The organism is Tannerella forsythia, from assembly GCF_003860135.1.
GTDB lineage: Bacteria > Bacteroidota > Bacteroidia > Bacteroidales > Tannerellaceae > Tannerella > Tannerella forsythia_A.
Map to the genome: position 1 here is coordinate 1 of NZ_RQYN01000068.1, position 12,459 is coordinate 12,459.

Here is a 12,459-nt window from a genome sequence, read left to right on the forward strand (position 1 = left end):
TGCAATTTCAGTGCCTCTTTTTAATCGGATAGGTTTGCCTGTTGAGCTTATGGAAGAGGGCACGTGGTTGCACTTTGAATATCGGGAGCTGACGGAAGAAGAGAAAAACCGAAAGCTTTTTCAACCGGATGAACCGGTGATATGCTTATGGTATCAGGGGCGTCCTCCAGCCAATACCTATATGATAACAAAAATCATTGCTTTTGCTGATAGGAGGAGCGGGATGCGAGAAAGAGATTGATAAATCTGATTGTTACACAGGCGAGGTTATCACGTTGTTTGGCGTCGGACACGAACGCTACAATATTGTTACAATAACCAAAGTCTCAAATAAACATTCACTTCCTGTTGGCACTACTATTGCTTTCGATATTGAGAAATACGGTAAAAAGGTAAAAATTGGAGATATTATTGATTTTGAGATTTTAATGTATGAAAAGTGGGTTAGCCCTGCAACTGCAGACCATTTATGGCCCAAATATGTTGGCATTATTAAATCTTGTAAAGATTGATTGCGTTGTGAAGAGAGTTATTTAACTTGTATTTTCTTGATGGGACACCTTAATGTATGCCCAACAAGGTTACCGATACGGTTTGGAATAAGTGAAAAGTGAAAAATGTAGCAAAGTAGTCAGGCTAGTTAAAGTAGTAGTGAAAAGTGATGCCCTGGGGGCATTGAGTTGTTAAATAGAACAATTACGAATGACAAATTACGAATTACGACGCCCTGCGCGGTGTTGAGTTGACTGCTGACTACTGATTGATAACCGATTGATAATATGTTCCAAAAGTAGTTCCGAGGTCGTCGGTGAGTAGTTCCGAGCTTGTCGGCAGGTATTTCGGAAATACTTAACGGGTGTCTGCGGGTAGTTGCATGACCACCCGATGGGTAGCTCAGAGGCACCCGTCGGGTGGTTCTTTATAACCCGAAGGGTATTTCCGAATGTGTCGGCGGGTGGTTCCGAAATACTCACCGTTGACCTCGGAACTACTCCGGGTACGTTCCCGAACTACCCGACACCTGCTTCGGAACGTATCCATGCCGATACGTTCGGAACGTACCTGAAATACGTTCGGAACGTACCCAAATACCGTTCTGAACCACCCCCAAAGATTATTGGGGGGCGCTTTGTGTCATAATAAATTCGGAGGTAACGATGTAGCCGATCGAGCAGAGCGTAGCGTGCGGTGTGAGGGTCTCGCGGATCGAGAGCTGTCTGAGTTGCGGATCGAACGAGACGATTCGCAGGTCGTTTCGCCAGTCGACCGCTCTTTTTCTCATCATTTTAAATGCCGTTTCTTTGGCGCTCCAGCAAATTAACAACGTCTCGGTATCGGGATGCCGGCCGATCAGGCGTTGCTCCGCTTCGCCGAGGAAGCGATCGTACAGCTTGCGGATACGTTCGGAGCGGTACTCGATATCGATGCCGATGCGGGGTTGCGTATCGAGCAGGACGGCGGCATAGCTTTTCGTGTGAGAGATGCTGATGTGAAGGGCAGCATCGGGCAGGTAAGGAATGCCGTCGGGGTGATAAGCAATGGGTGTTTCACGGCCGAGCATGGTTTTCAACAATGTGCGCACGGCCAGCCATTCCGTTTGGCGGGTGTCGGACTTGCAGCCGTTCAGAAACGGTACGTAATCGTCTTTGCGCGTCAGCAGAGCCAGCAAATCATCGCGACTTTCTTCGATTTTCCAGATTCCTCGCAGCGAGGTCGTATATTCGGGCAGAACGGGCATGGCTATCTCCAGTCGAACGATTGAATCAATTCCGTCACATCGTGGTGAAGGTATTCGGTCACGGGCGATACCGAATCGGCATCGACACGCTGTTGATAGTAGAGCGCTCCGCGGAAGAAGTGCGACACGCTGTCGGTAAGCATAAACTGGATAGGAGTGGGCGAGTCGCCATCGATTCGGAAGAGCGTGCCGTACACACGGCGCTCAGGAGCTTCGTAAGCCTGTTCGGTAATGGTTTGAGCATCGCGGGCGCTGCGTGCGACGAGTTCGCGACACTCCGCTTCGCATCGAGGAAGCGTCTCACGGGTGATGCTTCGGTAGCTGCAATACATTTTGACGTTGAGCGAAGGGTAGGTAACGTTCAGCCAGTCTTCCGTCGCATCGGCGGGAGGCATTTCGATGGTCACGAGCTGCGATACGCGAAAAGCATAGGCCAGTTCTTCGGCCGTGAAGGGCGTGTATTTCGCCTCCGGCAGATCGATGCGCAGCACGCCGCGCGGCTTCGGCGTGGGTGTCGAGCAAGCTACACAGACTGCCAGTAAAAGAATCCGTGGCAAGATACGCATCGTTATTTCTCTTTTCCGGGAGCCGGAGGGATACGGTCGAATTTCACTTTCACTACACGTCGTTCGTCTGCTTCGAGCACGCGGAAACGATAATTCCGGTATTCGATCATCTCACGTCGACGCGGCAACGTCCCTTTGATTTTGAGCAGTAAGCCCGTAAGCGTCTCGATATCTTCCGTCAAATCGCCGAATTCCTCCTCGTCGATGTCTGTTTCACGGAAAAAATCGTTCAATTGAATCTTTCCTTCGAAGATATAACTCCCGTCCGGGAGTTGGAAATATTGTTTGGCATCGGTGTCGTACTCGTCCGATATATCTCCGACGATTTCTTCGATAATATCTTCCATCGTCACTAATCCCGAAGTGCATCCGAACTCATCTACTACGATCGCGATATGCACCCGGTTGGTTCGAAACTCTTCCAACAGCCCTTCGATTTTTTTTGTTTCGGGTACAAAATATGCCGGACGGATCAATTTCTGCCATTCAAAATCGCTCGTATCCTGAATATACGGAAGCAAGTCTTTCGCATACAGTACGCCCGTCACGTTATCTTCCGTTTCTTCGTAGATCGGGATGCGTGAAAAACCGCTCCGAATGATGATATCGAGTGCCTCTTTGAAAGAGCATTTCGCATTGATGGCTTTCATGTCGAGGCGCGGTACCATGATTTCATCGGCTGTCTTATTATAAAAATGTACGATTTCTTCGAGCATCTCTTTCTCGTCGGCCGTTTCTTTCGAGATGATCGTCGATTCGTTTAACTGCGAGTCGTGTTTCCGCTGATGGGCCGGCGAGGCGTACATCCAGAGGCTGACCGGCCGGCAGATCCAGTCGATCGTTTTAAGGAAAGGGGCCGTCGTGCGTGCCACGCGGAGGTGGTTGTCCTGTGTCAGAAATTTAGGAAACCACCCTTTAAAAACGAATAGCAGCAGGCCGATACCGAAAATGCCGGCTACGCATCCTTCGGTCCATCGAGCCGTCGAACAAACGGACTGGACGGTATACATCCCGATAATCGTTACCGCAACAATCAGGATGGTTTGCACGATCGAGACCGCCGTCCGTATTTGCTGCGCGCGATCTGATAATTGTCTGATAAACTTGTCTCTGGTGCTTTTTTCTTCACGTATTTCGTTCGTCTCGTCGACCGACAGCGAAAATAACGCCCGCTCTCCTGCGGCTATCCATCCGGAAACAAGCAACAGCAAAAGCATGATGCAAAAAAGAATCGCGAAATTCCATACAGACCCTTCATACACGGTCTGTAATACGATACTCGGGTAATAATCGTCTGAATCCAAGGGGTAATTTGATGCGTTAAGATAAGATTAAAATGGCAGGTCATCGATTTCATCTGTGCCCGTTTGGGGTTTGCCTGACGGCATAGCCGGGGAGGGAGTCGGAGAGGGAGTCTGTGTATCTGTTTCCTGCGGTTTTCGTCCGGACGAGAAGAACTCGATACGATCGGCTTGGATTTCGGTCACATACCGTTTGACACCGCTCTGGTCATCATAACTGCGCGTCCGGATCTTTCCTTCAACATAAACCATCGAGCCTTTTTTGACGTATCGTTCCACGAACTGCGCACGGTCACGAGTGGCCACGATATTATGCCATTCCGTTCGTTCGGGAATCTCCGTTCCGTTGGCGAGTTTATAGCCGCGTTCATTCGTTGCCAATGAAAAGTTGGCTACGGCATTTCCGCTTTCGAAATAACGCACATCGGGGTCTTTGCCCACATTTCCAATCAATATGACTTTGTTCAGTGACATAGGGACATGTAATTTATAACGGTTTGAGGAACAAATGTAGGCGTCTTTTACGAACTGTACAAATTTACAGCCGAAAAAAACGGCCGGAACCTGATTATTTTTGTTCTATCTTTGATAAAAGATTGACAATTAATTTGGGAAAAGGATATATGTCAATGGATTCCCAGGGTGTCCGGATCAGTTTTTTTAACTCCGTGTTTTCTTTTTCGATTTTTACGATGTAGCATGCCACATGTAATGTCTGATGCGAAAGAATATGCCGGGTTTCTTCGGTCACTAAGGTAAACAGCAGTTTTCCTGTTTCGTTGAACAGTTTGGAGAAAGCGGCTGTTTGCTGCAAGGCCGTTAAATCGGCAGGTGCCTCGGTTTCGATCATCGGCAACTCAAAGAGTCCTTTCCAGATGTCGTTTCCTGTACGTTGGTGCAAATAAGTGTCCGTATCATGCATGATGAAAAAGTAATGAAAGAAACGATCGCGCGTTTTCGTCTTATGCTGTTTGATCGGGAAACGATGCGGATCGCCGGAGGCATGTCCTGCACATTGCCCTACCATCGGACAGTTCGTGCAATCGGGGTTTCGGGGTACGCAATGCAACGCTCCGAACTCCATCAGCGCCTGATTGTGCTCACCGGCATGTCGGGGAGGCATCACAAGCGTTGCCAGCTGACGATATTCGGTTTTACCTTTTCCGCTGTCTGCCGGTGTCTCTACGGCGAAAAGTCGTCCCAACACCCGAATCACATTCCCGTCGATGGCAGGATAGGGCAGATTCCATGCGAAAGAGGCAATAGCCGCCGCCGTATATTCGCCGATGCCTTTGAGCGAACGGATCTCCTCGTACAACGAAGGGAAAACTCCCCCGAACCGTTGCCGGATATCTTGTGCCGCTTCGTGTAGATTGCGCGCGCGGGAGTAATACCCCAAACCCTGCCAGTATTTCAGCACCTCTTCCTGCGGGGCTTCGGCAAGACTTCGGACATCGGGAAATCGCTCGATAAAACGGTAATAGTAATCCAGCCCTTGGGCTACGCGTGTTTGCTGGAGAATAACTTCGGAGATCCAGATGCGATACGGGTCGGTAGTGTTTCGCCACGGTAGATCGCGTTTGTTCGCTCTGTACCATGTCCGGATCCGTTCGCTTTCTTTATATAGTTCGTTTTTTTGCTTCATGTTGCTGCTTTTGGGCGCGCAAAAATACGTATTTCCATGCATTCCCGAAGCAGACAAATAGCTTGTCTCGCGATGAAATGACCCCATAAAAGTAGGATTTCAATCTCTCAATATCTCTTAAAATCAGATAATTGAAAAATAGGCAATCTTTTTCTTCAAAAAAGTGCATTAATTCAAATAAAACCTATATCTTTGCAGTCCAAAAAATTAGAAATTATTCATTTAATATTTATTGACATGACAAAAGCAGATATTGTTAGCGAGATCGCAAAGAGCACTGGTATTGACAAAAACACAGTTTTGGCAAGTGTAGAGTCGTTTATGAGCGTAGTAAAGAAATCTTTGTCCGAAGGAGAGAATGTCTATCTCCGCGGTTTCGGTAGTTTTGTGGTAAAGAGACGTGCACAAAAGACTGCGCGTAACATATCGCAGAATACGACCATGATTATCCCGGAGCATGATATTCCGTCTTTCAAACCCGCTCGGATTTTCATGAATCAAGTGGCAAAAAAATAATGATTTAATCACTAATTAATAGGAATTATGCCAAGCGGAAAAAAAAGAAAAAGACATAAAATGTCAACGCACAAGCGTAAGAAAAGACTTAAGAAGAATCGTCATAAGAAGAAATAAGTCTTTTAAAAGGAGTTTAAAGAACAAACTTAATCGGATTTTTTAAGTTTGTTCTTTTTCATATTGAATTAAAAAACAAAGAGAAATAGCATCATTGTGGTAAGTGAATTAGTAGTAGATGTCAAGTCAAACGAAATTTCTATCGCCGTATTGGAAGACAAAAGCTTGGTCGAGCTCCAGAAGGAGCCGCGAAGCGACTCTTTTGCGGTGGGCAACATTTATCTGGCACGGATAAAAAAGTTGTTGCCGGGCTTGAATGCCGCTTTCGTCGACGTGGGTTGTAAAAAAGATGCGTTTCTTCATTATCAGGATTTAGGACCGAATTTCAATACGCAGCAGAAGTTTCTGAAACAATGGCGGGGAGACCCCAAAAAACGGCAGCCGGTATCAAAAACCCCGATTCTTCCCGAGATAGAAAAAGACGGAAGTATCGGTAATATACTAACCGTAGGCGATGAGATATTGGTGCAAATCGCTAAAGAGCCAATTTCGACCAAAGGTCCTCGGTTGACGGCGGAACTTTCGTTTGCCGGACGCTTTTTGGTGCTGATACCGTTTTCCGACAAGATATCTGTTTCAACAAAGATCAAATCGAATGAAGAGCGGGCCCGCCTTCGTCAATTGATACAAAGCGTAAAGCCTAAGAATTTCAGTGTGATTGTACGCACTTCGGCCGAAGGAAAACGAGTGGCCGAATTGGATGGAGAATTGAAGAATTTGCTGAAACGTTGGGAAGATAATATCCCAAAAGTCCCCAAATCAAAGGCTCCGAATCTGATATACGAAGAAACAGCTCGGACAGTAGCGCTTTTGCGTGATATTTTCAATTCGTCATTCGAGCATATTTATGTAAATGACAAACAGGTATACGACAACGTATACGACTATGTAAGCCTGATTGCTCCCGAACAGAAAAACATCGTGAAGCTATATACGGGCGATATGCCTATTTTCGATAAGTTTGGTGTCACCAGACAGGCCAAGTCACTGTTTGGACGAACCGTAACGTATAAGAGTGGGGCTTATCTGATAATCGAGCATACGGAAGCGATGCACGTGATCGACGTCAATAGCGGCAATCGGATGAAAGGCAGCACGGAGCAGGAAAAGACGGCATTCGATGTGAATGTGGCTGCGGCCAATGAGATCGCCCGGCAGTTGCGACTGCGCGATATGGGGGGGATTATTGTGATCGATTTTATCGATTTGGCGGAAGCGTCGAACCGGCAGCAATTGTACGAGCATATGACAAAAGCCATGGCGAATGACCGGGCTAAACACAATATTCTTCCGCTCAGCAAGTTTTGTCTGATGCAGATCACCCGTCAGCGGGTACGGCCGATTCTGGATGTGAAGACAACCGAGAAGTGTCCGTCTTGCTTTGGAACGGGAACGATTAAATCCTCCATCTTGTTTACCGACAACCTGGAAGGAAAGATAGACTGTCTTGTTAACAAACATAACGTTAAAAAAATCACACTGCATGTGCATCCTTATGTGGCGGCCTATATTAATAAAGGGTTTCTGTCACTGGCCATGAAATGGAAAATGAAATACTCCTTTCAACTGAAGGTGGTGCCTGATGAAAGCATGGCTTTTCTGGAGTACCGATTCTACGATCAGGAGAAAAACGAATTGGATATGCAGGAAGAAAAAGAAACAATAAAATAGAGCAAAAGATTTTTCATCTTTTGCTTTTTTTATATTTTTGCTGCCGTTAACGAAACAAATCAAAAACAAAGATTGAAAAATGAGCAAGTTGATATTATCGTATGTCTGTCTGCTTTTTATGGAGGTTGTCGTGACGGCACAGGAAAAAATTGTTCGGCTTTTTCCGGAAGGAGCTCCCGGAGAAACGGTCCGGATGGCTGAAAAGATCAGCAAGGAAGGAAACAGAGTGGCCGGCGAAACGGTGTGCCGGGTTACGAATGTCAGTGATCCGACGATTGCCATATATCGGCCTTCTGAAGAATTAGCCAGCGGATCGGCTATGATTGTCTGTCCGGGTGGAGGATACGATATTCTGGCGTATGATTTGGAGGGCGATGAAGTTTGTCTTTGGCTAAACGAATTGGGGGTTACTGCTGTGTTATTGAAATATCGTGTGCCTCGCCGTGAAGGACAACCGAAACATGAGGCGCCGTTGCAAGATTTGCAACGTGCCATTAGCTATGTGCGTGCGAATGCTTCAGAGTTGAATATCGATGCGAACCGAATCGGAGTGATGGGCTTTTCGGCTGGAGCCCATTTGGCTGTCATGGCTTCTACCTCGTTCAATAAAAGAACGTATCCTGCGAATAACGCGATCGATAAGGTGAGCTGCCGTCCGAACTTCTGCCTACTGATTTATCCGGCGTATCTGGAGGGTGAACACTTCGGACTGGCTCCGGAGATTCAGATTTCTCCGAAAACACCGCCGACCATGCTGATTCAGACGGAAGACGACCGTTCGTTTATCAACAGCAGCCTCTTTTATTATTATGCGCTGAAGGAAGCAAATATTCCGGTATGGATGCATCTTTACGGAAAAGGAGGCCATGGCTATGGTTTGCGCGATACAGGGGTGATGGTCAACAGCTGGCCGGATCGCGCCGAAGACTGGTTTCGCGAAATCGGCGTGATCGAGACCGAGTAAGAGCCTTCTTCCGATCATCTGTCCCCGGTATTCGTTGTGATTTTTATTTCTCGGCATAAATAAAACCACTATTTTTTTGTAGATTTGTCGGTATAATTTCAAAAACGTATCGATATGGAAAATGTGATTTACATCATCATCGCCATTGTTGCGGCGGGGATTGCCGGATATATGCTGTACTTGAATTTTCAGATGAAGAAGGCTCGAAAAGTACAGCTGGCCGAATTTAACACCCGCTATTCGGGTAAACCGTTGGGCGAAAATTATCAGCGAGCCATGGGGTATGGGGCTATTCTGGCATGTTACCGCGGCGAACAGATTTTGTCGCTGATACCCAAAGAACCTACGGATATCTATCGTCAGGGAATGAACAAGCAATGGGAAATTGTTGACGAACAGTCAGCTGTAAATGCCATTAACGGACTGTTGAGCCTGCAACGGAGTCAGAAATACGACGAGTTTATTCGTACACGCCAGACAAACAAAGATTTGAATAAAATCTATGTCAAGATAGCTCAAGAGTTGAACTTACCGGAAGAGGACGTGAGAGCTATTCAATCAACGTATGCGTGGGACATCGGACGTGCTGTAAGTGTGGCGAAATGGTGCTTCTGGATCGGGTATCTTACCGAAGAACAGTTCTATCGTTGTCTCGATGAATGTATAAACATCGTATCGCAACGTGGAAGAGATTGGACGGAATACACGTGTTCCTTCCTTTTGGGACGCTGTATTCACGGGTTTAAATTAGACGATGTGATTTCGGCTGCGCAGAACTTGCTCTCGCCTTCCGAAAATATGAAGAAGAAAGATGCTGATATTTCAATATATCAAGATATTACATTCAAATAGAAGAGTAGGGGGACAATGTTTTTTGTCCCTCTTTTTTTGCAACGATTAATCTGTTGCCAATAGTTCGGTATATGAAGGTATCGCTTTCAGATGGGTGTAAGAATTTGTGTCATAGTCAATACGGCAACAGTAATGTTCCATTCCATTGCTGACAATTAGATAGTGTACCCGCAGTACCAGATTGTAACGTGCGATCTGTTCGAAAACGTCTTGGGTAATCCGCACGGAAGGAGCTTTGTATTCCACAATAGCCAAAGGCTTCAGATACGTGTCGTAAATAACAGTGTCACATCGGCGGGAGAGTGTGTTGAGCGTAATAGCCACTTCATTGGCCATTAACTCTCTCGGTACGTTCTTCTCTGTGAGTAGATAATTTACAAAATGTTGCCGCACCCATTCCTCCGGGGTCAGCACCACTTTTTTCCGGCGCAAAAGATCGAAGACGTAATACTTTCCGTTTTTTTCTGTTATTTTTAGAGGATATTTCGGCAGATTTAACGAGTACATTGCTTATATTTGCTTGCGAATTTACCAACAAAGATAGAAAAGGATTTATGAAAACGAAACAGGAGATTGTTGAAAACTGGCTTCCGCGATACACCGACCGCAAACTGGAAGATTTTTCGGAGTATATATTGTTGACGAATTTCACCAAATACGTCGAATTGTTTGCCGATCATTTCAAAGTGCCGATCCTGGGACTTCGAAACTCTATGCCTAACGCCTCCGGAGGAGGAATGACGATTATCAACTTCGGTATGGGAAGTTCGAATGCCGCGACGATCATGGATCTATTGTCGGCCGTGATGCCGAAAGCCGTACTGTTTCTGGGTAAATGTGGCGGATTGAAGAGAGCCAATTCACTCGGTGATTACGTTCTCCCGATAGCGGCCATACGCGGCGAAGGAACCTCTAACGATTATCTTCCGCCCGAAGTACCTTCGCTGCCGGCGTTTTCGATGCTCCGTGCGATCTCGTCGTCCATACGCGACAAAGGGCACGACTATTGGACCGGTACGATCTATACGACCAATCGCCGCGTGTGGGAATATGATACGGCATTTAAGGAGTATCTGAAGAAAACGCATGCAACAGGCATTGATATGGAGACGGCTACGTTGCTGACGGCTGGTTTTGCCAACCAGATACCTACCGGCGCTCTGTTGATGATCTCCGACAAACCGCTTGAAGAGCATGGAGTAAAGACACAGGAGAGCGACAAGAGTGTAACACAAAAGTTCGCTCCCGAACATGTGGAACTAGGTATCAGCGCGCTCGAGATGATGATTGGAGGAAAGAAAACCGTGCAGCACATCAAATTCAGCTGGTAAACGCTCCGCAACATGGCTGCAAAAGAAGCGACGTACGAAGAAATCTGCCGAGACATCAAGGCTAAAAAGTTTAGCCCCATCTATGTGTTGATGGGGGAAGAGCCTTATTTCATTGATCGGATTTCGGAATTACTCCTGCAACGTGTACTCAATGAATCGGAGCGCGACTTCAACCAGATTATTCTGTATGGAGCCGATACGAAAGCGGTCGATATCATCAATGCCGCCCGCCGCTTCCCGATGATGTCCGAGTATCAATTAGTCGTAGTCCGGGAGGCGCAATTGGTTGCCAATATCGATTTGCTGACCAACTACGCCAAAAATCCGCTTGCTTCGACCATTCTCGTAATCGAGTATAAATATAAAAAGCTGGATGGCCGTAAAGGTCTGAGTGCTGCGGTTGCGAAAACAGGCGTGCTGTTCGACTCGAAAAAGATTCCGGACTATAAGATCGAAGATTATATCGCGTCGGCGCTTCGTGAACGTGCTTTCGAAGCAGACCGCAAGGCGGCGGCCATGTTATCCGAATATTTGGGAAACGATCTGGCCTTGCTTCACCAGACCTTGGATAAACTGCGGATTCTTCTGACAGATTCTCCCGAAAAAAAAATTACTCCTGAACTGATCGAAAAAAACGTAGGCATCAGTAAGGAATACAATAACTTTGAATTACAGCGAGCGATCGCCGATAAAGATGTGTTGAAAGCGAATCGTATAGCGCGCTATTTTGAACAAAACCCAAATAGTCATCCCATTCAGGCAACGCTTCCTGTGCTGTTCAATTATTTCTCCAACCTGCTGATCGGTTATTATTCCAAAGATCGGTCGGAAAGAGGACTGATGAATGCCCTGAATCTGCGTTTTCCCATTCAGGTAAAAGATTATCTGATCGGTTTGAGGAATTATAGCGCAATGAAAGTTTTTCAGGCCATTCATGAAATTCGGATGGCAGACTCCCGATCGAAAGGAATTGACGTAACCTCGTCTATGACACAGGGCGAAATCATGAAGGAGTTATTGTATAAAATTATGCATTAGCATCTTACCGCATAGCAGTACATTTTTTCTCTTCTCCTTATCACGGCTTTCATCGTGCCATCATCATGTGGTCCGGTCTGCTAATACCGGAGCATCGTGTTATTTCATAAAATACTCGGAAACCTTCCTTTCCGTTATTTGTATTGGGGGCGGTAATACGAAGTAAAAAGCCCCTTCGGCATCGTATAGTTTTTCAGTGTGCCGGTTTTCCAATTTTATCTGTTCTTTCGATTGTTGAGAGGATAGCTATAACCTTAACTGTGGTCATAACATTATCAACAACACCTCGCGTCTAAAAAGTGTAAGGTTATTCTTGAGGAGAAAATCGCAACAATATACAAATGTATTTCTGTAAAGCCAATTATTGAGATGGTACAAATGTAAATCCGCCCCAAAAGGTTATATATGTAAATTCTGTATGATTTGCATATATGTTTGTGATAGGTATAAATCTTCTTTTTGATAAATAATTGTTCGTTGTAAACAATTGTTTTATTTCTGCTAAATACAGAGTTTTTGTATTGATTAATATTAATATATTCAGTATTTTATCATCATTAAAGAAGAGTAGTACTTTAAATTTTAATTAGCTAATTGTATAAAGCGGTATATATTATAGAGATTTACTTTATATCATCCTATATATTGATTTTTTAATCAGTAATTTAATATGTTTTGTTTAAAGTGTAAGTTTAAGCGTTGAAAGGAGTCTATATATAC

At 45.6% G+C, this 12,459-nt stretch carries 14 protein-coding genes; 8 read left to right on the forward strand and 6 right to left on the reverse strand.

Annotated elements, in window-relative coordinates; translation table 11 throughout:
- Together EII41_RS14335 and EII41_RS12335 are read left to right on the forward strand one after the other, a co-directional pair.
- Window positions 1-241 (forward strand): hypothetical protein (locus tag EII41_RS14335; RefSeq protein WP_221620725.1); only part of this gene is annotated, 241 nt, incomplete at its 5' end.
- Window positions 204-512 carry a hypothetical protein gene (locus tag EII41_RS12335; protein ID WP_124750660.1) on the forward strand — a complete coding sequence of 103 codons (309 nt, stop codon included), beginning with the start codon at window positions 204-206 and terminating at the stop codon, window positions 510-512. The genes EII41_RS14335 and EII41_RS12335, both read left to right, overlap by 38 nt.
- 602 nt (window positions 513-1,114) lie before the next feature.
- On the opposite strand, the gene EII41_RS12340 is transcribed toward EII41_RS12335, so the two are convergent.
- The 5 genes from EII41_RS12340 to mutY form a co-directional block, all read right to left on the reverse strand.
- Window positions 1,115-1,738 carry a 4'-phosphopantetheinyl transferase family protein gene (locus EII41_RS12340; RefSeq protein ID WP_124790837.1) on the reverse strand — a complete coding sequence of 208 codons (624 nt, stop codon included), beginning with the start codon at window positions 1,736-1,738 and terminating at the stop codon, window positions 1,115-1,117.
- Window positions 1,739-1,740: 2 nt separating this feature from the next.
- A complete protein-coding gene (locus EII41_RS12345; protein ID WP_124790838.1) occupies window positions 1,741-2,304 on the reverse strand; it encodes a gliding motility protein GldD in 564 nt (187 codons plus the stop codon).
- Between the two features lie 2 nt (window positions 2,305-2,306).
- A complete protein-coding gene (locus tag EII41_RS12350) occupies window positions 2,307-3,608 on the reverse strand; it encodes a transporter associated domain-containing protein (protein WP_260425585.1) in 1,302 nt (433 codons plus the stop codon).
- A 27-nt stretch (window positions 3,609-3,635) separates the two neighbouring features.
- Window positions 3,636-4,079, reverse strand: coding sequence for a single-stranded DNA-binding protein (locus EII41_RS12355; RefSeq protein WP_124751581.1), 444 nt, complete (start codon window positions 4,077-4,079; stop codon window positions 3,636-3,638).
- Between the two features lie 94 nt (window positions 4,080-4,173).
- Complete coding sequence (gene mutY / locus EII41_RS12360; protein WP_124790845.1) at window positions 4,174-5,250, reverse strand: A/G-specific adenine glycosylase; 1,077 nt, start codon at window positions 5,248-5,250, stop codon at window positions 4,174-4,176.
- A gap of 237 nt (window positions 5,251-5,487) precedes the next feature.
- Between mutY and EII41_RS12365 the strand changes: the two genes are divergently transcribed.
- From EII41_RS12365 to EII41_RS12380, 4 genes are all read left to right on the forward strand, one after another.
- Entirely contained in the window at window positions 5,488-5,766 is a 279-nt protein-coding gene (locus EII41_RS12365) for an HU family DNA-binding protein (protein ID WP_124751583.1), read from the forward strand.
- A 213-nt stretch (window positions 5,767-5,979) separates the two neighbouring features.
- Window positions 5,980-7,554: a ribonuclease E/G gene (locus EII41_RS12370; RefSeq protein ID WP_124751584.1), complete on the forward strand. Its 1,575-nt coding sequence runs from the start codon at window positions 5,980-5,982 to the stop codon at window positions 7,552-7,554.
- 118 nt (window positions 7,555-7,672) lie between these two features.
- On the forward strand, window positions 7,673-8,518 hold the full coding sequence (locus tag EII41_RS12375; RefSeq protein ID WP_260425586.1) for an alpha/beta hydrolase: 846 nt from the start codon (window positions 7,673-7,675) through the stop codon (window positions 8,516-8,518).
- Window positions 8,519-8,632: 114 nt separating this feature from the next.
- Complete coding sequence (locus tag EII41_RS12380; protein WP_124790840.1) at window positions 8,633-9,370, forward strand: DUF1266 domain-containing protein; 738 nt, start codon at window positions 8,633-8,635, stop codon at window positions 9,368-9,370.
- Window positions 9,371-9,415: 45 nt separating this feature from the next.
- On the opposite strand, the gene EII41_RS12385 is transcribed toward EII41_RS12380, so the two are convergent.
- Window positions 9,416-9,877: a type I restriction enzyme HsdR N-terminal domain-containing protein gene (locus EII41_RS12385; protein ID WP_124790841.1), complete on the reverse strand. Its 462-nt coding sequence runs from the start codon at window positions 9,875-9,877 to the stop codon at window positions 9,416-9,418.
- A 47-nt stretch (window positions 9,878-9,924) separates the two neighbouring features.
- On the opposite strand from EII41_RS12385, the gene EII41_RS12390 reads away from it, so the two are divergent.
- Both EII41_RS12390 and holA read left to right on the forward strand, forming a co-directional pair.
- On the forward strand, window positions 9,925-10,701 hold the full coding sequence (locus tag EII41_RS12390; protein WP_124790842.1) for an AMP nucleosidase: 777 nt from the start codon (window positions 9,925-9,927) through the stop codon (window positions 10,699-10,701).
- Between the two features lie 12 nt (window positions 10,702-10,713).
- The gene (gene holA / locus EII41_RS12395; RefSeq protein ID WP_124790843.1) at window positions 10,714-11,739 is read left to right on the forward strand and encodes a DNA polymerase III subunit delta; all 1,026 of its coding nucleotides are present in this window, start codon (window positions 10,714-10,716) and stop codon (window positions 11,737-11,739) included.
- Window positions 11,740-12,459: the final 720 nt, after the last annotated feature.